At 36.6% G+C, this 22022-nt stretch carries 20 protein-coding genes and 1 pseudogene; 14 read left to right on the top strand and 7 right to left on the bottom strand.

The window, feature by feature from the left end; all coding sequences use genetic code 11:
* Window position 1: 1 nt before the first annotated feature.
* The 4 genes from nuoL to asnS all read right to left on the bottom strand — a co-directional run bounded on the left by nuoL (window position 2) and on the right by asnS (window position 4254).
* Window positions 2-1942, bottom strand: coding sequence for an NADH-quinone oxidoreductase subunit L (nuoL, locus tag IPM14_13795; protein ID MBK9099165.1), 1941 nt, complete (start codon window positions 1940-1942; stop codon window positions 2-4).
* A 10-nt stretch (window positions 1943-1952) separates the two neighbouring features.
* On the bottom strand, window positions 1953-2252 hold the full coding sequence (gene nuoK / locus IPM14_13790; protein ID MBK9099164.1) for an NADH-quinone oxidoreductase subunit NuoK: 300 nt from the start codon (window positions 2250-2252) through the stop codon (window positions 1953-1955).
* A gap of 9 nt (window positions 2253-2261) precedes the next feature.
* Window positions 2262-2777, bottom strand: a complete 516-nt coding sequence (locus IPM14_13785) for an NADH-quinone oxidoreductase subunit J (GenBank protein MBK9099163.1) — start codon at window positions 2775-2777, stop codon at window positions 2262-2264.
* A 181-nt stretch (window positions 2778-2958) separates the two neighbouring features.
* Window positions 2959-4254, bottom strand: coding sequence for an asparagine--tRNA ligase (gene asnS / locus IPM14_13780; GenBank protein ID MBK9099162.1), 1296 nt, complete (start codon window positions 4252-4254; stop codon window positions 2959-2961).
* A gap of 244 nt (window positions 4255-4498) precedes the next feature.
* On the opposite strand from asnS, the gene IPM14_13775 reads away from it, so the two are divergent.
* Window positions 4499-6034 (top strand): T9SS type A sorting domain-containing protein, encoded by a 1536-nt coding sequence (locus IPM14_13775; GenBank protein MBK9099161.1) that lies wholly within the window; start codon window positions 4499-4501, stop codon window positions 6032-6034.
* A gap of 190 nt (window positions 6035-6224) precedes the next feature.
* On the top strand, window positions 6225-7829 hold the full coding sequence (locus IPM14_13770) for a C69 family dipeptidase (GenBank protein ID MBK9099160.1): 1605 nt from the start codon (window positions 6225-6227) through the stop codon (window positions 7827-7829).
* Between the two features lie 6 nt (window positions 7830-7835).
* On the opposite strand, the gene IPM14_13765 is transcribed toward IPM14_13770, so the two are convergent.
* From IPM14_13765 to IPM14_13755, 3 genes are all read right to left on the bottom strand, one after another.
* The gene (locus IPM14_13765; protein MBK9099159.1) at window positions 7836-10529 is read right to left on the bottom strand and encodes a hypothetical protein; all 2694 of its coding nucleotides are present in this window, start codon (window positions 10527-10529) and stop codon (window positions 7836-7838) included.
* Window positions 10530-10537: 8 nt separating this feature from the next.
* Window positions 10538-11071 (bottom strand): hypothetical protein, encoded by a 534-nt coding sequence (locus IPM14_13760; GenBank protein MBK9099158.1) that lies wholly within the window; start codon window positions 11069-11071, stop codon window positions 10538-10540.
* A 329-nt stretch (window positions 11072-11400) separates the two neighbouring features.
* Entirely contained in the window at window positions 11401-13041 is a 1641-nt protein-coding gene (locus tag IPM14_13755) for a GAF domain-containing sensor histidine kinase (GenBank protein ID MBK9099157.1), read from the bottom strand.
* A 214-nt stretch (window positions 13042-13255) separates the two neighbouring features.
* Here IPM14_13755 and IPM14_13750 point away from each other — a divergent pair, with 214 nt between their 5' ends.
* From IPM14_13750 to IPM14_13695, 12 genes and pseudogenes are all read left to right on the top strand, one after another.
* Window positions 13256-13477 carry a ferrous iron transport protein A gene (locus IPM14_13750; GenBank protein MBK9099156.1) on the top strand — a complete coding sequence of 74 codons (222 nt, stop codon included), beginning with the start codon at window positions 13256-13258 and terminating at the stop codon, window positions 13475-13477.
* Complete coding sequence (gene feoB, locus IPM14_13745; GenBank protein ID MBK9099155.1) at window positions 13474-15507, top strand: ferrous iron transport protein B; 2034 nt, start codon at window positions 13474-13476, stop codon at window positions 15505-15507. Before IPM14_13750 ends, feoB begins: the two co-directional genes overlap by 4 nt.
* Before the next feature lie 81 nt (window positions 15508-15588).
* Window positions 15589-16044 (top strand): transcriptional repressor, encoded by a 456-nt coding sequence (locus IPM14_13740; protein ID MBK9099154.1) that lies wholly within the window; start codon window positions 15589-15591, stop codon window positions 16042-16044.
* Window positions 16041-16753 (top strand): annotated as a pseudogene (locus tag IPM14_13735) (MBL fold metallo-hydrolase). The gene IPM14_13740 and the pseudogene IPM14_13735 overlap by 4 nt, the downstream one beginning before the upstream one ends.
* A 15-nt stretch (window positions 16754-16768) precedes the next feature.
* Window positions 16769-17815: a PD40 domain-containing protein gene (locus tag IPM14_13730; protein MBK9099153.1), complete on the top strand. Its 1047-nt coding sequence runs from the start codon at window positions 16769-16771 to the stop codon at window positions 17813-17815.
* A gap of 104 nt (window positions 17816-17919) precedes the next feature.
* Window positions 17920-18294, top strand: coding sequence for a hypothetical protein (locus tag IPM14_13725; protein ID MBK9099152.1), 375 nt, complete (start codon window positions 17920-17922; stop codon window positions 18292-18294).
* A 9-nt stretch (window positions 18295-18303) separates the two neighbouring features.
* A complete protein-coding gene (locus IPM14_13720) occupies window positions 18304-19503 on the top strand; it encodes a M28 family peptidase (protein MBK9099151.1) in 1200 nt (399 codons plus the stop codon).
* Window positions 19449-19721: a PDZ domain-containing protein gene (locus IPM14_13715; protein ID MBK9099150.1), complete on the top strand. Its 273-nt coding sequence runs from the start codon at window positions 19449-19451 to the stop codon at window positions 19719-19721. Before IPM14_13720 ends, IPM14_13715 begins: the two co-directional genes overlap by 55 nt.
* 99 nt (window positions 19722-19820) lie before the next feature.
* Window positions 19821-20240 carry a hypothetical protein gene (locus IPM14_13710; GenBank protein MBK9099149.1) on the top strand — a complete coding sequence of 140 codons (420 nt, stop codon included), beginning with the start codon at window positions 19821-19823 and terminating at the stop codon, window positions 20238-20240.
* Window positions 20240-20665 carry a YjbQ family protein gene (locus IPM14_13705; protein MBK9099148.1) on the top strand — a complete coding sequence of 142 codons (426 nt, stop codon included), beginning with the start codon at window positions 20240-20242 and terminating at the stop codon, window positions 20663-20665. The genes IPM14_13710 and IPM14_13705 overlap by 1 nt, the downstream gene beginning before the upstream one ends.
* Before the next feature lie 26 nt (window positions 20666-20691).
* Window positions 20692-21159 carry a low molecular weight phosphotyrosine protein phosphatase gene (locus IPM14_13700; GenBank protein MBK9099147.1) on the top strand — a complete coding sequence of 156 codons (468 nt, stop codon included), beginning with the start codon at window positions 20692-20694 and terminating at the stop codon, window positions 21157-21159.
* Window positions 21131-22003 carry a fructosamine kinase family protein gene (locus IPM14_13695; GenBank protein ID MBK9099146.1) on the top strand — a complete coding sequence of 291 codons (873 nt, stop codon included), beginning with the start codon at window positions 21131-21133 and terminating at the stop codon, window positions 22001-22003. Before IPM14_13700 ends, IPM14_13695 begins: the two co-directional genes overlap by 29 nt.
* Window positions 22004-22022: the final 19 nt, after the last annotated feature.

Here is a 22022-nt window from a genome sequence, read left to right as displayed (position 1 = left end):
ACTAGTAGCTTAAAATTATCCAGAATAGAGCGATTAAGATTCCTAGAACCATTACAAGAGCATAGGACTGAGCAACACCGTTTTGAATTTTTTTGATTACACCGGAAATACCTTCAATGAGTTTCGCAAGATAGTTTATAAGTCCATCTATAATTTTATTATCCGCAATCTTCCAGAGAATATTCTCGGAGCCCTTCACAATCGGATTAACTATTGAAACTTCATAAGCTTCGTCCAGAAAATATTTGTTCAAAAGGACATTATAAGCACCTTTGAACTTCGAAGCAGTTTTATCTGCAACTTCCGGTTTCTTCAAATAAACAAATCGTGCATACAAAATTGCACTCACGGCTGCAACAATTGAAATAATCATCAACAGCAATTCTTCAAAATGTGAGTGACTACCAAAATCCATTAACTTTATTTCAGCTGTTTTGAAGACAGGAGCTAACCAGCTGTGAAAAAGATTTCCGTGTTCACCTGAAAAAATTTCCGGAACTCCGATGAATCCACCGATTGCAGACAAAACAGCAAGAACAACAAGAGGATAGGTCATTACCTTCGGAGATTCGTGAGGATGAACTTTATGATGATCGAATTTTTCGTTTCCTTCGAATGTCATAAAATAAAGTCTGAACATATAAAATGCAGTCATCACTGCTGTAATAACACCGATAATCCAGAAAATAATTCCAAGATTGGCGTATGAGTACCAGAGAATTTCATCTTTACTAAAAAATCCTGATAAAGGTGGAATTCCCGAAATGGCAACAGCAGCGACTAAAAAAGTTCCATAAGTCAAAGGCATATATTTTTTTAATCCGCCGTAATGCCTGATATCCTGCTGTTCGTGCATTGAATGAATAACTGATCCTGCACCAAGAAAGAGAAGTGCTTTAAAGAAAGCGTGAGTCATCACGTGAAATATTCCTGCTGAAAACGCACCAGCACCCAAAGCAAGGAACATATATCCAAGCTGACTTACAGTTGAATATGCAAGAACTTTTTTAATATCATTTTGAACAAGACCGATTGTAGCAGCAAAGAAAGCTGTGAACACACCGATTACAGCTACAACCATCATCGCTGCAGGAGCTGATGCATAAATAATACTGCATCTCGCAACCATGTAAACACCGGCGGTAACCATCGTTGCAGCATGGATCAATGCTGAAACCGGAGTTGGACCAGCCATTGCATCCGGCAGCCAAACAAGCAGTGGAATCTGAGCAGATTTCCCTGTAGCTCCAATAAATAAAAATATTGCGATGAGAACAAAGATGTGTTCAGGTACATTGAAAGAAACTGCTCTGGCAAATACATCGGTAAAAATCAAAGTTCCAAAAGTTGAATAGATTAAAAACATTCCGAGAAGGAATCCAAAATCACCGATCCTATTGACAATGAATGCTTTTAATCCGGCAGCAGATGTTGTGCTTTTTTCAAATTTTCTGTCATACCAAAATCCAATAAGTAAATAAGAACAGAGACCAACACCTTCCCATCCAAGAAACAAAAGAAGAAAATTATCAGCGAGTACAAGATTCATCATTGCGAAGATGAAAAGATTCAGATATGCGAAGAATCTCCAAAAACTTTTATCGCCATGCATATAACCGATCGAGTAAACGTGAATTATAAATCCAACACCGGTTACAATTAAAGACATTACAAGTGAAAGTTGATCAACCTGGTAGGAAAAACTGATGTTCAATCCGCCGACAGCTATCCACTGAAACAAAGTGACAATATTTAATCGCTGTTCGACAGGAAGAGCAAGTGTTTCAAAGAAAGCACCAACAGCAACAATGAACGATAATCCAATTGCACCGCTTCCAACAATTCCAATCAACTTTTCATTTTTTATCTTTGAACCAAGGAGTCCATTAAAAAGAAATCCGAGTAACGGAAAGAGAACTGTGAGATATATTAATTCAATCATCTGAAACGGTTTACCATTTGAGAATATTTATCTGATCAATATTAACTGTAAGTTTATTTCTATAAATAGCGATGATGATAGCCAACCCGACTGCTGCTTCAGCAGCTGCAACCGCCATCACAAAGAATACAAAAAGCTGTCCGCCGACATCACCTAAATACGACGAAAAAGTAATCAATGTAAGATTAGCTGAGTTGAGCATCAATTCAATGCACATAAACACAACGATTGCATTTCTGCGCGTCAGCACACCAACTATTCCGACTGTGAACATAAAAGCGCTAAGTATTAAATAATATTCTATCGGTATTGACATAGCTTATTCGAATTTCTTTTTTGCTAAAACTAATGCGCCAATCGTTGCTGCAAGAAGTAAATAACCAGCAGCTTCAAATGGCAAAATGTAATTGGTGAACATTTCCCTTCCGATATTTTCAATCGTTCCCGTTTCAATACTTCGGGCAGCATCGGATGAAATTTTTTCAGACGGGCTCGAGAGAAAGATTATATAGATAACCTGCAACAGGACTAAAGCAACAACGGCAATTACAAATATTCTGAGCTTTTTTTTCTGCTCAAAAAATCTTTTTTCTCTTTCAGGATTAAGAAGCATAATTACAAAGAGAAAGAATACCATAATCGCGCCGGCATAAACAATAACCTGTGCAACAGCAATAAATTGAGCATTTAATGTAAGATACAATCCGGCAAGTGAACAAAAATTTATAACCAGGAACAGTGCTGAAATAATCGGGTTTGGCCTGGTAACCATCAATACTGCTGAGACAGCACAGATAGAAGCGAAGATTATGAAAAGCAATACCTCTAAAGTCATCGTGCCCTCAATGGAAGATGGTTGATGTATGAGGGAATATGTTTTTTATCGTTTTTCAGCTTGTTCTGCAGATTTTAAATTTTGTTGTGCCGTTAATTTAATCGAAGTGAAAATCTTTTTCAAATCAAAACTCCAGGTTCTCCAACTACTTACTACTAACTACCAACTACTTACACACCAGTCACGGCGTATTACGGTAAATCATCCTCGGGAACGGAATCGCTTCCCTTAAATGGTCGAGTCCGCAAATCCAGCTTACAGTTCGTTCGAGACCGATTCCGAATCCAGCGTGAGGAACAGTTCCATATCTTCTTAGATCAAGATACCATTCGAAGACTTCCTGAGGAAGATTGTGCTCTTTAATTCTTGCAATCAGTTCATCAAGACTATCTTCTCTTTGGCTTCCACCAATTATTTCACCGTAACCTTCAGGTGCAAGAACATCAACTGCAAGTGCGACTTTCGGATTTTCCGGATCGCGTTTCATATAAAATGCTTTTACTTCTGCAGGATAACGATGAACCATTACCGGCTTGTCGAACTGCTGGACAATTACTGTTTCATCCGGTGCACCGAAGTCATTTCCCCACTCAAACTTTACTCCGTTCTTGTGGAGAATTTCAACTGCCTCATCATAACTGATTCTTGGAAACGGACGAACAACTTTTTCCAACTTTGTTGTATCACGTTCAAGAATTTTTAACTCTTCCGCTCTTTCCTTCAAAACTGTTTGAACAATGTACTCAAGCATTGATTCTGCTAAATCCATATCGTCATTTAAATCTGCATACGCAACTTCAGGTTCACACATCCAGAATTCGGTTAAGTGTCTTCTTGTTTTTGATTTCTCGGCTCTGAATGTTGGACCGAAAGTATAAACTTTCCCGTGAGCCATTGCCCCGGCTTCTGCGTAAAGCTGTCCCGACTGAGTTAAATAAGCATTTCCAAGATCGAAGTACGGAGTTTCAAATAATGTTGATGTTCCTTCAACAGCATTTGGAGTGAGTATCGGCGGATCCATCAAAACGAAATCGCGTTCATCAAAAAAATCTCTGATAGCTTTTATTATGCGATGACGAATTCTCATTATCGCAACCTGTCTTTTTGAACGAAGCCAGAGATGACGATTATCGAGTAAGAATTCCGGTCCGTGTTCTTTTGGAGTGATTGGATAATCTTTTGCATCCTGGATAACTGTCAAACCGGTTGCATCAATTTCAACTCCGCCAACCTGTCGCGCATCTTCTTTAACTCTTCCTGTTACGATTATGGAAGATTCCTGTCCAATCTTATCAGCCAATTCAAAAATTTCTTCCGAAACATTTCCTTTGAAGTAAACACACTGAACATAACCGGTTCCGTCTCTTAAAATTACAAACCTGATTTTTCCGCTTGAACGCTTGTTGAAAAGCCAGCCGTGAAGCGTAACTTCCTGACCAACGTAGTCTTTTAGTTTATTGATGAATACTTTCTGCATTAATGTAGTTTTTTCTTAAAAAATTGAAGCCAAATATAAAGATTTTTTTTGATTCGGAGGATAAAAAAATACCTTAGCTCAGTTCTCTTGAACTGAGCAAATTGCAGTTGTGCGTAGGAAATTACAAAATCTCAGGACTGGATCCGCCTGAGGCGGACTGAGCTACAACTTAAATAATACCTCTCGCATTTCTCAAAATAATTTTTTAAGTTTCCATTGAGTTTAACATTTAATGGAGCGTAAAATGCGAACCCTTAAAATATCTCTCCTGGTTTTTATTCTTTCGATTAGTATATCTGCACAGTGGTATCAGCAAAATAGTGGAAACAGTCAAGCTCTTTATGGATTAGACTTCACGGATTCACTCAATGGAACTGCAGTTGGTGGAACTGGAATAATTATTAGAACAACGAATGGTGGGGATGACTGGCTTACACAAATAAGTGGAACAACTAATGATTTATTAGGGGTTTCATTCATTGATGAATACAACGGCTTTGCAGTTGGGACTTATGGAACTATCCTAAAAACAACTAATGGAGGACAAAACTGGTTAGAACTAACTAGTGGGACAAATTATACATTCTTGGGAATCCAAATGCTAAATGAAAATGTTGCAGTTGCTGTAGGATATTTTGGAACAATATTAAAAACTGTCGATGGTGGGCAAACGTGGATTCCAAAGTCAAGCGGTACTGGAAAGCATATTAATAACATATCATTTGTGGATGTGAACAATGGAATTGCAGTTGGAGGAACCACACAAGGTGGGATTATTCTTAAAACAACAGATGGTGGCGAAACTTGGATGACAAAACTTGAGGGAATGCCTGAAGAATTATTCGGTGTATCTTTCGTTGATATTAATAATTGTTCAGTTGTCGGTGGATATTGGACTTTATATTTTAGAACAAAAATTATACTTAGAACTTTTGATGGCGGGGATAATTGGAATGTCCAATTATTCGAAACAGTTAATCCACTTCGGGGCGTCTCTTGTACTGATTCAATTAATGGATCAGCTGTTGGAGAATATGGAGTAGTGTTTAGGACAACAAATGCGGGACTAAGTTGGATTAATCAACCTAGTTCAACGGATAATACTTTAATAGCAGTATCATTTACAGATGCAAACCATGGATGGGCCGTTGGCTGGAATGGTACGGTTTTACATACAAATAATGGTGGAACACCAGTAGAATTAATTTCATTTACTGCTACTTTAGATGTAAATAAAATAATTCTCAACTGGTCAACAGCAACAGAAACTAACAACTCTGGTTTTGAGATTCTTCGCAAAACTCAGAATGACAGCGAAGAATGGAATAAAATATGTTTTGTTCCCGGACACGGAACAACAACAGAAACTCAAAATTACTCTTTTACAGATAACGATGTTAAACCGGGCAAGTATCAATACAAACTAAAACAAATTGATTACGATGGAACGTTTGAGTATTCACAAATTGTAGAAGTCGAGATTCCATTTGCAAATAGATTTTCTCTACAGCAAAACTACCCCAACCCGTTTAATCCAGTTACAAAAATAAAATATTCATTTCCTGCCGTAGAGACGAGGCATGCCTCGTCTCTACAACTGGTAACGCTAAAAGTTTACGACATACTCGGAAGAGAAGTTACAACACTTGTTAACGAAGAAAAATCCGCTGGTGATTATGAAGTTGAATTTAACGCTGCAACTCTTCCAACCGGGATTTATTTTTATCAGTTGAAAGCTGGTCAGTTTTCTAAGACAAGAAAAATGGTTTTGCTGAGATGATAATTTAAAAAGGTGTCTGAGTGTTCATCAGAGATGAACTTATCGAAGACACCGTCGGAATGGTTGTCTCGATACATTCCTCGCTCCGCTCGGAATTACTCGACAACCTCACATTTTATTTTCATAATTCCTACCAACCTTTTTATATTTCCAATATTGATTATCAATCAACTAAATCTGAGGAATACAAATGTTCAGAATATTTCTACCGATTGCGCTAATATTATTTTGTCTAACTGCTTTCTCACAAAACAAACAAACAAATGGGGAAGATAAACCAGATTGGGAAGGCGGAATTCCCGATGGATGCACAACTGTTGCAGTTGGGAAGCTCGCATCTTTTGATGGTTCTGTAATGACATCACACACAGATGATAGTCACAGAACACGAAGCAATCTGGATATTGTTCCTGCAATGCGTCATGATAGTGATGAATTGGTCACTCTATACAAAAGAGGAATCGACGACACACAAAAAATGCCCGCTTATAGTAATATTCCAACAGGACAAATACCTCAGATCGATTACACATACGGATATATCAACACAGCATATCCCTGCATCAATGATCAGCAGGTTGCAATCGGTGAAACAACTTTCGGCGGAAGAGAAGAATTAAAAACCGATAAAGGATTAATTGACTGCCAGCGGTTGTGTATGCTTATGCTCGAGCGTGCAAAAACTGCACGTGAAGCAATCGAAATTGCCGGTGAACTTCTGGAAATGTACGGCTGGATTGATGATGGCGAAATGCTGACGATAGCAGATCCAAATGAAGTCTGGGTGTTCGAAGTACTTGGACCAGGCAAAGATAAAATCGGTGCTGTGTGGGCAGCGCAAAGAGTTCCGGAGGATCACATTTTCGTTGGTGCAAACGGAAGCCGTATCAGACAAATAGATACAGAAAATCCTGATTATTTTATGTATTCCAAAAATGTTTTCGATGTGGCAAAAGAACATGGCTGGTGGAAACCTGAAGACGGACCTTTTGAATTCTGCTACGCTTACGCTGATAGAAATTCACTCGCAACCAGAAGAAGAGAGTGGAGAGTTTTTGATCTTGTCGCGCCTTCACTAAAGCTGGATCCAAATTCTGAAAATTATCCTTTCTCAGTAAAACCGGAAAAGCTAGTCACACTTGAAAAGATGGTTGAAATCTTTTCAGATTACTATGAGGGAACTGAATTCAATTTTGTAAAAGATTTGACCGTAACCGATGACAGTGGAAAAACTGTTATCTCCCCTCTTGCAAATCCTTTTATGCCTTATGATATGAACAAACTTTTTAAAATTAATGGCGGCTGGGGCTGGAGAGGTGAAAGAACAATTGCAAGATGGTACACTATGTACGCAACGATAATCCAGTGCAGAAGCTGGCTTCCAAATGAAATTGGCGGGCTTGTCTGGCTAGCATGGGATAATGTTGCAACTTCAATCTATGCACCTTTCTATGCAGGAATAACCAGAGTTCATAAAACTTCTTCAACTGATGGAAGAGTTACAGGTTTTTCACGAAACTCTGCATGGTGGGCATTCAATCATCTTGGAACTCTCGCTGCTCAACGTTGGGGCGATATGCGTCATGATGTTCGTGCTGTCTGGGATCCATGGCAGGCGGAATTATTCGCAAAACAAAAATCTTTTGAGGATGAAGTACTTCAACTCTGGAGTGCAGACAGAGAAAAAGCAAAAGAAAAGTTAACAATGTATTGTATTGAAACTCAGGCTGCTATCGTTGAACGTGCGTGGGAACTTGGTGAGGAACTCTGGACTAAATATGACGAACTATTTTAAATGAATTTATTGTTTGTTTGAAACAGTTAGTCCGACTCTGACTAAAAATCCGGATAAAGACTGACCATCAAGAAGAGTGACATTTTCTCTCAGTTTACTTTCATCTATTTTTGGTAAGGTAGTTCTTGAGATAATAAAGATTTTATCCTGTCTTGGAGAAATAGTTTCTTCAATAACACTCTCTACATCAGCTTTGCTGATTTTATTTTCCATAATTACGCGAGCAACAAGGAAGAACACTCTGCTGTTTCTTTGAGCTTTTCCTACAATATTAAATGAGTGAGAGTTCGGCAGTTCAAGAATATCAACTTCCGAATACCCCAGGATTGTAAAAAATCTCACCAGCATTTTTCTGAAATCATCTATCGTCATTTTTTTAATCACTTCAGAAGTAATAAAAGTATCTTCAGAAAACTTTGATTCACCGCTTACCGGCATTCCGAATATGTTAAGCCATTCATCGATCGTTATCAATTCCTCGTAAATCTTTGGCTGCATAAGTTCGAATACATTGCGATTCATCAAATCACCTTCCAGCAGCATTTCTCTAACCTTCTGATCAAGTGTTCCGACTGAGTAATAATTCAGCACACTTACACTTTCATTATGGATTTCATCACTTGATTTGGAAAACATATCTTCAAGTTCCCAATTCGGCATCGGACTCCACCATTGATCGAAATTAATAACATACGGTACATCTATATCAGAAAATTTCAGCTTCGAAGTTTTTGCATCCGATATGAATGCAACGATATCTTTCTGCTGATGGAAATTTGTAATTCTTTCTTTTAATTCTTCTGCAGATAATCCGTTTGGTGCTGTCAGATGCCTGATATCATGAAGTGTAAGCATTTCACTTATCTTTTTTATGCCGAGCTTTTCATACTGCGTTAAGATCAGAACTTTTTTCCCATTATCCTTGATGTTCAATACATGTCTTAGCAGCAACTCTGTTTTAGGACTCTTGGATTTACCGGTTGCAAAATTTCCGAGCTGATTTAATTTATGATAAAGAGTGAAAATATTCGCGGCAAACCTGAGTGGATTACCTGATTCAAGAACACGTCTCAATTCCTTTCTTGCTTCAATCAATGCCGCCTTGAATTCTGATGCCTGCTTATCATCAGCGTCGCACCAATATTCATTCAAAATGAATTTAGGTGTATCAGCCACAATCAATGCTTTACTTCTGATTTTAACCCGATCAATTTTCACCTGAGGATTCAACAATTGGTTAAGCGAGTGCTGAATATCATTATTTAGTGAAGATGTAGTGGCCCACAATATTTTTGGTTTGATGGAAGAAAGGAACTCATCGCTTACTTCCTTCATCGATAATATACCATCGACAGAATCAAGAATAATACAATCGAATTTATCAAGACGTTTTGCCTCGAGCAATTTCAATCTGTAATCATTCATTGCAGTGTCAATATCAGCAAGAACAATTGCCTTTGTCTGATTCCACATCTCAGCCCGTTCATCATTGTTTCCCTGTATAACGTGGAATTCCTGGTCTGGACAGTGCTTTTGAATTTTATCACTCCAGCCGATTTCAAGATTAAGATGCTTTGCAAAATTCGGATTGCCAAGCTTTGTTATGTCGGTAACAATTAAGGCGGATTTAATCACACGATTACCGAATAAAATCTTTAAAGCAGCAACGGCTTCTTTTTCAATATCAATTCCGAATTCATCCTGAAGCAATGCGCATTCATTTTCAGCTAAAAATTTTGCGCCGGATTCTTCATAATTCTTCAGCTTAATATGCAGTCTGACATTCTTCTCCCAGTCAATTCTTTTTACGTTACTCAGTATGAACTTCAACTGATCCTGAAGTTGTTGACTTACCTTTGGACTAACTGCGTTTTGTCCGGTCTTACCGGTTTTATCCGGTATTGTATAATAGAGAACTGATTCCTTCTTTGCTAATTTGAAATTAGCATAGAAATTCTTTCCCCGTGCAATCTGAAAGTTTTGTGCTTCAGTAACTGTTGGTACAGAAAATTCTGGGAACTTAATCTGATTTTGCTTGGATTTATAAACTCCAATAGGTGGAACTTTAATGTTAAATGTCTTCTTCGAATCAGGAAGACCGGGGAGAGGTTGTTTTTCAATTTTTGATTTTTTGAACTTTGCGATCTCGATGTTTGTAATATCGACTCTCTTAGAAGAGGAAGCCAAATCCTCAAAATCCAGTAAATCGATTTTAAGAATCTCCGGAATAAGATTACTGAGATAGTTGAATATTTCAGGAACGACAAGTTCAAATTGGTAATCAGCTGGAGGCTTACCATCAAACTTTACCTTAACCTCTCTCATCCCTGGATTGTTAATCAGGAACTTTACTTTTTTAATTTTATAGGTGCGCGGCTTTACATCAACATCCCTGAACACAAATGAATTTTCAACAACATCAGCAATCATGAAAAAGATTGCATTGCTTCGAACCTTTTTGAACTCGCAGTTTTTTAACTCATCATGTACATCCGGCTCCTTCATATCAAACTTAAACTTAGAATTTCCAGGAACCAGAAATTCAAGTTGAAGATCCGGAATATCGTTTAAATAGGAAGAAAGGGCATCAACAGGATAATTTTCTTGAAATGGTTTTTTTAACCAGTTCGCAAAATTAAAATCCTCTGCCTCTTTAATTTTAGAAATTTTAGAGGCAACTTTAGAACGAACACTCAGCATTATTTCTTTTAATCGATAGACTTTTGCTGCTGCACCTGTTCGCAGGCAAGTTTTAATCTTTCAAATGGTTCAAGAAGATTTCGCTGTTCAGCAAGTTTATTCAATTGATCTTTGATTGGAGCGAGTTCAGTTTCAAACTTCTTTGAAGTTTCAATCATCATCTTTCCGCCGCCCGTTCCTGGAAAAGCGATTGCTTCAGCTTTGGTGCTTGCACGTGATTTTCCATCTGATTCATTAAATACTCTTACGACTCTGATCCCCTGCTTATTATTTGCACCGAGAAAGAAAGGATCTTTTACAAGAATAAGATCGACGTGCTCATTTATTGCACTTAATAATGGGACAGAAATTAATTCAACGAGAATGTGTTCGAGAAGAACATCTCCATACAAAGTTTTTTGAAACCCTGTTGGCTTAATCGGGGATGTTACTCTGAATTCCAGCGGTTTCGTTTCAGCGTCAGTGACTAAGATGGCCCCGATTATTCCACCACCATCTTCTGAAGTATAGGTTTCTAAAAATGCAATTTTTCCTATTTCCATTTTTTAACTCCAATTTGATTAAATAATAAACTCAACCGACCTGATTTAACATATTCAGTGCCACTTTTGTCGCCAAAATCTTAAAATGATTCATGTAAAATTGGAAAAGCTGCGAATTAAAATTCAAGCATGGCTATATGCATTAGTTGATTTAATTCTCAATTAGCATTGATTGGAAATTTTAGAAAGGTCAAAAATGCAATAAAATGTCAAAATTACTCTGGAATTCTTTCACATTTATCTTAAATACTTCTGTAAAATTTACCGTAATCGTAAAATTAAATTAACCGATAATCTCAGATATCTAGATAGCGGCGAAGTAAAAAAACTTACGGTTTTATGCTTGGGAAAGTTATTACAACAGTAGTCCCCTGTCCTTCGGAGCTCAATATTTCTAATCTGCCTTTGTTCAACTCAACATATTTTTTTGTGAGAAGCAATCCTAATCCCGAACCTGGTTCCTTTTCAGTTCCCTGAGTTGAAAACATCACACCGGAATTAATTAATATCTGATTTTCTTCAGAGATTCCTATTCCTTCATCAGAAATACTAATTTGTGCTGAAAGTGAGTCTGTGCTGTTATCGTGAGCTTCTTCTGCAAAAATTTTAATTGAACTTTGTCTTTGCGAAAACTTTAATGCGTTTGAGATAACATTTCTGAATGTTGTTATCAGCATTTCTTCATCAGCCACTAGCAAGTAGTTTTGCTTTAGCTCTACTCTGATCGAAATATTCTTCTTTTGGATTCTGTATCTTAAAGATTCAATTGCTTCGTTTATCACTTCATTCAGTAAAACTTTTTTCGGTATGTAGTCATATTTGTTCAGTTGAAGTCTGGAATAGTGAAGCAGGTTATTTGTCATTTCAAACAAAGTATTTGAAGAATCATTAATTACATTTATGTATTCTTTGATATCCCTGTGAGTCAGATTCTCAAAGTCAGTGCGGAGAATTTCGGCGAATCCAAGTAAAGAATTAAACGGTGAACGAAGATCGTGCGAAATCAATGAAAACAATCTGTCCTTTGAAGTATTCATCTCTTTCAGCTTAACAATCATCTCTTTCCGTTCTTCCTCAACAATTTTTCTTTCAATTGCTCGTGAGATAGGATAAGAAATTACATCCAGTATCTGCTGATGTGCAGGTGTATATGTTTTAGGATCCTTATAATCCTGAACAACGAGCACACCTATTGTTTTCTCTTTAATCTTCAAAGGTACTCCGAGCCAGATTGGAGACTGCGGACCAATTAATTCTATCTCGCCTTTCCTGCGAAGATCCTCATCTTTGTGCAGATCAACCAATGCTGATTTACCGGTTCTCAAAACGTATTCTGTAAGTCCCTTTCCAAGTTTTTTGGAAGAAGAATCATTGTCAACTTCGTCAACAAAATAAGGGAATGTCAACAGGTCTGAATCTCTTTTATAATAAGCAATATAAAAGTTATCTGCTTTCATTAATTTTTTTATGCAGGAGTGAATAAACTTAAAAAGCTCACTTAAATTCTTTTCTGAATTAGCTGCTTCAAGAATTTCCAAAATAATCTGCTTAAGTTTTTCTTCCCTCAACTTTTCACTAACATCCCGCAGAAGACCTACACGAGATAATTTTGAATTATCAGAATCGAAGTAAGTTATTGAGTTATCCTCGATCCACTTTTTGTCACCGCATTTTGTTTCAATAAAGTAGACGGTCAATCGTTCTTCTATTTGCGGTCTATCCTTTTTACCATTCGCCGGATATTTTGAGCTGTATTCATCATACTTTGTAATCACGATGTTTTCAAATTTTATCTCATTCAATTCAGTAGTATTATAACCGAGTAGTCTGCTGACTGCAGGATTAATAAAACTATATTTTTTCGATGTACAATCGAAATTATAAAATACCTGGTCCGGAGAGTAAGACTTGAAATGTGTTGATTCAACGACCTCTTTAAATCGAGGTAATTTTATATCTGCATCTAACAATTTGAGCTCAGATTTATTGAAATAAACTTCGAAAAAGGCAATTATTATGCCGCATACTATGTTTTTAATTCATTTTCGTATGAAATGCTTGTGTATTCAGGAGAACTAATTGTGCTGGAAATTTTACTTGATTCGGTAGAATTTATTGACAATCTGAGAGATACTCACTATTTTTATGTAGACTAAATCTTAATAATATTTAAATAGTATTGAAATGCGTACAGCAGCAGAACTTAACTACAGAGAAAAGGGAATTATTTCAGAAATTGATCCTTCCCATCCATCCAGTAAAAGAATTTTGGAACACGGTTTCACACCAGGTCAAATTATTGAGTTAATGTGTAAATCGACTTTCAACGATCCAATCGCAGTATCAATTCGCGGTACTTTAATAGCGATTAGAAAAAGCGAAGCTGGTTGCATTAAGCTTAAATGAAAACTGAAATCGGTATTCAGACTCCTCTGATTACATTAGTCGGTCCTCCAAATTCAGGAAAAACGACTCTCTTTAATCTTCTAAGTGGAAAAAATTATAAGACGGTAAACTATCCAGGTTCCACCGTAGAATATTACACAAGTAAAATCCTTCCTAAATATAAAATAGACGCAGAGGTACTTGATTCACCCGGAATTGTCAGCTTAATTCCTGAATCTCTCGATGAAAAAGTAGCTGTCGATTCGTTGTATTCACATCCAAAGCTTGGCAGGCCTGATCTGGTTATAGTTACAGTTGACTCCTGCCAGCTTTCAAGACATCTCTTATTACCGAAACAATTAATTAGTTCAGGATTCAATGTTATCATTGTTTTAACGATGGCTGACATCCTCAAGAAGCGAGGATTAAAAGTATCCGAACGTAAATTGAGTGAAGCATTGAATTGCGATGTTGTTCTGGTGAATGGAAGATCAAAAGAAGGAATAGAAAAATTAATAGGATTGATAAACAATAATTTAATTCATAACGATAAAGCTTCGAGAAAAATATTGCCGTACAACGGCCTGAATGATAATACCAGATTACTTGATTCGTTCAGTGAGATTGAAAAAATCGTTCATGGTGTTTATGAACCTTTAACCTCTGACAGAAATATTGATTTAAAATCCGCTAACAAAGAACTGCAAGTTTTGCAACCGGATACCACGTCAACTAACTTCCCGATTGATGAAGTCACGTTAAAAATTGACAAAATATTGTTACACCGGTTTTGGGGATTTGTCATTTTTCTAATTGTTATGGGTGTTACGTTTACGAGCATTTTTTGGCTGGCGCAACCACTCATGAACCTGGTCGATGAATTATTTTCAAATCTCAACAGCCTTGTTGTTGAAAATTTTGAAAAGGGTTGGTTCACATACCTGGTATCTGATGGTATTATTTCCGGAACCGGTTCTGTACTTGTATTCGTTCCGCAAATCTTAATTTTATTTTTAATTCTCGGATTGCTTGAAGATTCGGGTTATCTTGCGCGCGGTGCAATGCTGATTGATAAACCATTATCCAAAGTTGGTTTAAATGGAAGATCATTTGTTCCAATGTTATCAGGATATGCATGTGCAATTCCAGCAATCATTGCAGCAAGAACAATTCCTAATCGCAAAGAAAGATTATTTACCATCTTCATCATTCCCTTGATGAGCTGCAGTGCAAGATTGCCGGTATATGCATTGTTGATTGCGTACATTATTCCTCAGGATAAGCTCTGGTTGGGTGGAATTATTCTTGGAGGAATTTATCTACTTAGCATGATTATATCAATGATGGTTGCATGGAGCGTTAATAAATTTTCGAAAAAAATTTTTAAGGAACAGGAATCATCATCATTTATTCTTGAACTTCCTTCATATCGAATACCGAAATTGAGCTCAGTAATAAATCACACATACAATAGTTCAAAGCAGTATATTCTTAAAGCCGGTCCGATGATTTTAGGATTTTCATTAATTCTCTGGTTCCTCACTTTCTTCCCGAATATAAATCCTGCGGTTGAAACAGCGGGTTTACCTTCTGATCAAGCAGAGAATCTGATTCGTGCGGAAAGACTTGAGAACTCCTTCGCCTCAGATCTTGGTAAAATCATTCAACCGGTAATGACACCTATCGGGATGGATTGGAGAATTGGCGTATCGCTTATATCTGCATTTGCAGCACGAGAAGTTTTTGTTTCATCGCTGGCATTAACTTTTAAAGTCACTTCGGATATTGAACAAGAACAGAATACTTTACTTAATTCGTTAAGAAGCGCAAGAATTGAATCAACAGGACAACAACTATTTACCACGGCTACATCTATCGGTCTGATTGTATTTTTCATTTTTGCACTTCAATGCTTATCGACAGTGGCAGTTTCAAAAAAAGAAACTGGTGGCTGGAAAATACCTCTCCTGCAAGTAACAATATTTACTTCATTGGCTTATGTAATGACATTAATTACTGTCAATGGGTTAAGATTTTTGGGAATACAATGAGGCAAACAATTCTTGATAAAAATGGTTATTTTGGGAATGCTCAGCTTCAGTCATATTTAAATTGAATTACAGATTACAGAATTGAAAAACAAACAAGCAGAAGAAATTTTCAGGAATTTTCTCAAATCCGGAAAGAACAGGATAACTCCCGAAAGATTTGAAGTACTTGAAGCCGCTTTGGATTATGAAGGTCATTTCGGTGCTGATGATTTATACATCATAATGAAGAATGCAAATTCAAGGGTTTCCAGAGCTACTGTTTACAAAACTCTTGAACTGCTTGAACAATGTAATCTTCTTTCAAAAAGAAATTTCGGCGATAATGTTAATAGATTTGAAAGCAGTTTTAAACGTCAGGTACACGACCATTTGATCTGCGTTGTCTGTGGCAAAATTGTCGAATTTGCAGACCCAAGAATTAAGCAACTTCCAGAACAGATCAGCGATGAATTAGGATTCAATTTCGAAAGTTATTCGTTTAATATTTTCGCTCGCTGTAAAGATCCAAAAAAATGTAAACAGTCCAGAGAGAGATGACAGAACAGCAATACCCTCTTCATTGGAAGAAAAAAAATTTTTCTATAAAAATATTTTGCTCAATACCTAATATTGCCACCGGTATTTTACTAAAGGCAGGAAATTCAAATTTTATTATCGATCCCGGTGATGGAATATTAAGAGATCTGAATACGGAAATTGGAGTTAAAAACCTTCTCGAGATTTCGGACGTTTTCATTACCCACGGGCACCTTATGATCATGTTGGTGGCGTCTGGTCTTTGCTTACTTATCTCAGGGTTATGCAAAAAAAATCACCTTTAACAATTCACTATCCTTCCGGCTGTGTTGAAATAGAAAGTATATACAATGCGTTCAAAAAAGTTTATTCAAAATCTATCACTTACAAAATAAATCTGAAACCGATAAAGAAGACAAGCGGTTTTACAGCAGGTAATATTTCAGTCAAACCATTTCCTGTAATCCATAAAGAGTACTTGAGCAGCGGCAAAACCCGTCAGGTTCCGGCTCTTGGATATAACTTTATTTACGATAGCATGAAAATTTGTTATGGCGGTGATACGGCATACTGCGAAGAACTTGTAGCCCATGCAAAAAACGCTGACCTTGCAGTTCTTGAAGCAGGTCACGACGAAGAAACTCCTGATGAAATGCATATGACAATGAAAGAAGCTGTATCTATCGGTAAATCGGCAAAAAAATATTTCTTAGTTCACGTTCCCCATTAACCAAACCGGATTACCATGAAAAATCTAATTTATATTAATTTAATATTTTCTCTCTCATTATTTGGTTTTCAATTCAGCTATTCGCAAGAGCAGTTTACTATTGAAGGAGAAAAACATTTAAGCAATGTAAGGATGCTCACCGATGGTGGAGAAAATGCTGAAGCCTATCTTTCTTTCGCTGAAAACAAATTAATTTTTCAGGCAACAGTCGATGATTTGAAATGCGATCAGATTTTTACAATGAATATTGATGGAAGTGAAAAGCAATTAGTTTCTACCGGAAAAGGAAGAACTACCTGTGCATATTATTTACCCGGTGATGGAAAAATCATTTATGCTTCTACCCATTTAGTTGACGAGAACTGCCCTGCTCCACCCGACAGAGCAAAAGGTTATGTTTGGCAGTTGTATGATTCGTTCGATATCTTCTCAGCTGATGCAGATGGAAGTGATGTCAAACAGTTAACTTTTTCCGGAAAGTATGATGCTGAAGCGACAGTTTCTCCCAAAGGCGATAAAATTGTTTTCACTTCAACAAGAGATGGTGATCCTGAAATATATGTGATGGACATCGATGGCACGAATCAAACAAGATTAACATTCGAAAAAGGATACGACGGTGGCGCATTCTTTTCACAGGACGGAAGCAAAATAGTATTTCGTGCAAGCAGACCAAAAACTGAAGAAGAATTAAAAGATTACGAAGAGCTAGCACAAAACGGATTATTCCGTCCATCAATTCTGGAATTGTATATTATGAATGCAGATGGTTCAGATATAAAACAAATTACAAATTTCGGCAAGGCTAGCTTCGCACCTTTCTTTCATCCTGATGGCAAACGAATAATTTTTTCATCCAATATCAATAGTGAAAAAGGAAGAAATTTTGATTTATATTTAATCAATATTGACGGAACCGGATTAGAGCAAATTACATTCAACGAAACCTTCGATGGATTTCCGATGTTCACAAAAGATGGCAAGCAGCTTGTCTTTTGTTCAAACAGATTTAATAAAAAAGAAGGCGACACGAATGTGTTTATCGCAGAATGGGTGGATTAGATTGTTAATGCTAGATGCAGGATTCAGCTACTCGATACTTGGTAGCAGATTCCGGATACCTGTGAATGATTTACAATTTTTGAATAAAATTTTAAAGGGAAAAAATGAATAACAATAATTCAAAAAAAATCTTAGTGCTAATTTTAATTCTTTTCACTTATGCTTCAACATATTCACAGACTATTTCTAGTCCTGAAATAACTGCTGAAGAAATTAAAGAACATATTACTTTTCTTGCATCAGATAAATTAAAAGGGAGAGACAGTGGTACACAGGAATTATTTGCAGCCGCAGTTTATATCAGCGATGAATTTAAAAATTATGGTCTGGAACCATTATTTGGTGATAACTACTTGCAGGAATTTCCATTTATCAAAACTATTGAACTTACAGACAAAAATAATCTATCATTCACTTCAAATGGGAAAGAAGTCACACCTAAGCTGAACGAAGAATACATAACCGTACCATTCTCCTGAAATGTTGAAGTGAATTCAAAATTGGTTTTTGCCGGATTTGGAATTTCAGCTTCCGATCTTGAATATGATGACTACAATGGAATTGATGTTAAAGATAAAATCGTAATTGTTTTCAGAAATACTCCTGAACCGAATGTTGCTCATTCAGGTTTTGATGCTCACTCACCTTTGAGGAAGAAAGCATCGGTTGCAAGAGATAAAGGCGCAGCTGGAATCATTTTTATTAATCCATATGATGAAAACAAAACAAGTGATGATCTTGTTGAATTCAGCTTTGACAGAGGCGGTTCAATCAGCGGTTTTGCTGCTGTAAGTATTAAACGAAGTTTTATCGAACAGCTTTTTCAATCTGAAGGATTAAGTCTGAAGGAAATTCACAGTAAAATAATCGAAACCAAAAAACCAGCATCAATTGAATTAAAGAATTCATCAGCAAAAATTTCAACTGAAGTAAAAGAGGTTGAATCAATCAGCTGGAACGTGGGCGGTTTCATCGAGGGAACCGATCCTGAATTAAAGAACGAATGGATAATAATTGGTGCTCACTTCGATCATCTTGGAATGGGTGGTGAAGGTTCACTTTATCGCGGTGATGAACCGCAGATACACAATGGCGCTGATGATAACGCTTCAGGAACAACCGGAGTTTTAGAAATAGCTGAAAAATTTGCTTCACAAAAAGATAAATTAAAAAGAAGCATCGCGTTTTTTGCTTTCTCCGGTGAAGAGCTTGGTTTGCTTGGTTCAAATTATCTTGTTAATAATTTGCCCTTCCCTGCTGAGGATGCAATTACGATGGTAAATATGGATATGATTGGAAGATTGAAAGACAGCTCTCTTATTGTTTATGGAACAGGCACATCTTCAAACTGGAAAGATATACTTAACAACCACAACAAGTACGGATTCAAATTGACTTTTAATGATGAAGGATTTGGACCGAGCGATCATTCATCTTTTTATGGTAAGAAAATACCTGTATTATTTTTCTTCACCGGGACACACGAAGATTATCACAAGCCTTCCGATGATACAGAAAAAATAAATTTCGCTGCTGAGGAAAATATTCTGAATTATGTTTATGATATTGTTGCTGATATTGATCAAAATCCTGAGCGACCGGATTATCTGCTCGTTGAAAAGAATCAGGACAGATGTTTACAAGAAAAGTTTATGTTGGTACCGTTCCCGATTTTGCAAGCAACGTAGATGGTTATAAAATCAGCGGCGTATCTGAAGGAAGTCCCGCACAGCTTGCAGGATTGCAGGGCGGCGATATAATTGTTTCTTTCGGCGGGAAACAGATTTCAAATATTTATGATTTTACTTATGCACTAGGTGATTTTGTTCCCGGCGATGAAGTGGATGTGGTTGTAAAACGAGGTAACGAAGAAATTACATTCAAAGTTAAACTTGCATCGAAGTAATTCTCGCAATAATTAATTTGTAGAGGCGAATCTCAAGATTCGCCTTTCTTATTTTAAAGAATTAATTTCGCTGATATGAATTGCAGGATTAATAAATAATTGAAAAAGAAGAAGAGGAAATATGCAAACGTCCTAATGCTTCTGCTGATAATATTTGTTCTTTTCTTCATTGTTTATCAGGATAAAAATATAGTTATTAGTGCGAGTGAACTAGTAGAAAGCTATTCCATCGATCAGAAAACAGCAGATAGTAAATTTATCGACAAAGACATTGAGCTATCGGGAAGTGTTAAGTCCTTTATTCAATCAGAAAGCGGAAATAGTTTTCTGGAACTTCAATCAAATAACGACAACTTAAAAATCTTTTGCATAATAAAAGATGAAGTTACTGTGCAGAAAGCATCTTCATTGACAAATGGCTCACTCATCATTGTTTTTGGCAAGTGTTTGGGACTAAATCCAATAGGTTACGAAAAATTTCCAAACTGCATTTTTGTAGAAGCGGAATTAATAAAATGATCTGGTATCAAAAAGAAATCACATTAAAACCACGCGGAAGAGGATTTCATCTCGTGACTGATGGGATCGTTAACCAGTTACCTGAACTAAATAAAATTCAAATTGGATTGATGCATATTTTAATTAAGCATACTTCTGCATCAATCACTCTAAATGAAAATTTTGATCCTGAAGTTCGTTCTGATATGGAAAAATATTTTAGTCGCACCGTCAAAGAAAACGAACCCTGGTATGATCACAACTCAGAAGGTTCAGATGATATGCCTGCACATATTAAATCAACTTTAATTGGAAATTCATTAACAATCCCGATAACAAATGGGAAACTGAACCTCGGAACCTGGCAGGGAATTTATTTGTGCGAACATCGGAATCATGCCGGAAGCAGAAAAATTGTTGTAACAATCTTTGGGGAGAATACTTGAGTAAGAAAAGAATTTTATTTGTTTGTATGGGAAATATTTGCCGATCCCCCGCAGCTGAAGGGATCGCAAAGACACTGGCTGAAAAAAGAGGGCTTGATGGCAAAGTAGAAATTGAGTCGGCGGGAACACTCGACTATCATTCAGGAGAATCTCCTGATCCAAGAATGATTAAACACGCGTCAAATCGTGGTTATAAACTTGATAGTAGAGCAAGACAATTCAATCCGGAGAAAGATTTTGAGCATTTTGATTACATCGTAACAATGGATGATGATAATTATTACGAGATAACTTCGCTCGACAAAAGAAATCGATTCAAGGATAAAGTTTATAAAATGGTAAACTTCGGAAATAAAATGAAGGTCAATGAAGTTCCGGATCCATATTACAGCGGCAGTGATGGGTTCGAATATGTTCTTGACATTCTTGAAGATTCAGTTGAAGGATTACTGAACAAAGTTGAAGATGATATCAGAAGAGAAAATAAAAACTAAAATCCAACAGAAACTTGGGAGTAAAATCAAAAGCTTGACCTCCCTTTCTGGTGGGTGTATCAGTGATGCTTACAAAATAACAACCGAAGAAAGCGAACAATATTTTCTGAAGTTCAACTCTTCTGTTTCAAATGATATGTTTATAAAAGAAGCACACGGATTAATGGAACTTGAGAAAGCAAATGCGATACGGATTCCAAAACTCTTAAACTTTGATAAAGATTATATTCTTCTTGAGTTCATTCCGTCAGGAAATAAGATTAAAAATTTTTTCGAGGACTTTGGAAGGAACTTTGCTGAAATGCACAAGTATTCTTCTGAAACATTCGGTTTTTATGAAGACAATTTTATTGGCTCAAATCCGCAGATTAATATTCCTGACGAGAAAGAAAAATCGGACTGGACTGCTTTTTATTTCAACAAAAGAATATTGTTTCAGCATCAGCTTGCTGAAAAGCAAGGTAATTCAACAGGTGAATTGAGAAAAGGAATATCTAAACTTGAAAATAAGATTGTAGATGTTATCGGCAACACACAAGAGAAGCCTTCATTGCTGCACGGTGATCTTTGGGGAGGCAACTATATGGTTGATGAAAATGGAAATGCAGTATTGATTGATCCGGCTGTTTATTACGGGCACCGCGAAGCTGATCTTGGAATGACAAAATTATTCGGCGGATTTAGTTTTGAATTTTATCGAGCTTACAACGAGACTTTCCCACTGGAAGATGGTTACGACTACAGAGAGAATATTTATAAGCTATACCATGTTCTTAACCATCTGAATCTTTTTGGTGGAGTATACTATTCGCAGGCAATAAGTCTCATAAAGTTTTATATTTGACTCATCCATTTTCACTTAT

It is taken from the genome of bacterium (assembly GCA_016716565.1).
GTDB lineage: Bacteria > Bacteroidota > Ignavibacteria > Ignavibacteriales > Ignavibacteriaceae > IGN2.
Note: the sequence above shows the minus strand (reverse complement) of the source record. Positions and strands in the feature narration are given on the sequence as shown.

Coding starts and splice junctions, on each gene's coding strand:
- nuoL (MBK9099165.1), bottom strand. CDS start 1,942: ATGATTGAATTAATATATCTCACAGTTCTCTTTCCGTTACTCGGATTT.
- IPM14_13785 (MBK9099163.1), bottom strand. CDS start 2,777: ATGACTTTAGAGGTATTGCTTTTCATAATCTTCGCTTCTATCTGTGCT.
- asnS (MBK9099162.1), bottom strand. CDS start 4,254: ATGCAGAAAGTATTCATCAATAAACTAAAAGACTACGTTGGTCAGGAA.
- IPM14_13775 (MBK9099161.1), top strand. CDS start 4,499: ATGCGAACCCTTAAAATATCTCTCCTGGTTTTTATTCTTTCGATTAGT.
- IPM14_13770 (MBK9099160.1), top strand. CDS start 6,225: ATGTTCAGAATATTTCTACCGATTGCGCTAATATTATTTTGTCTAACT.
- IPM14_13765 (MBK9099159.1), bottom strand. CDS start 10,529: ATGCTGAGTGTTCGTTCTAAAGTTGCCTCTAAAATTTCTAAAATTAAA.
- IPM14_13760 (MBK9099158.1), bottom strand. CDS start 11,071: ATGGAAATAGGAAAAATTGCATTTTTAGAAACCTATACTTCAGAAGAT.
- IPM14_13750 (MBK9099156.1), top strand. CDS start 13,256: ATGCGTACAGCAGCAGAACTTAACTACAGAGAAAAGGGAATTATTTCA.
- feoB (MBK9099155.1), top strand. CDS start 13,474: ATGAAAACTGAAATCGGTATTCAGACTCCTCTGATTACATTAGTCGGT.
- IPM14_13730 (MBK9099153.1), top strand. CDS start 16,769: ATGAAAAATCTAATTTATATTAATTTAATATTTTCTCTCTCATTATTT.
- IPM14_13725 (MBK9099152.1), top strand. CDS start 17,920: ATGAATAACAATAATTCAAAAAAAATCTTAGTGCTAATTTTAATTCTT.
- IPM14_13715 (MBK9099150.1), top strand. CDS start 19,449: ATGTTTACAAGAAAAGTTTATGTTGGTACCGTTCCCGATTTTGCAAGC.
- IPM14_13700 (MBK9099147.1), top strand. CDS start 20,692: ATGGGAAATATTTGCCGATCCCCCGCAGCTGAAGGGATCGCAAAGACA.
- IPM14_13695 (MBK9099146.1), top strand. CDS start 21,131: ATGATATCAGAAGAGAAAATAAAAACTAAAATCCAACAGAAACTTGGG.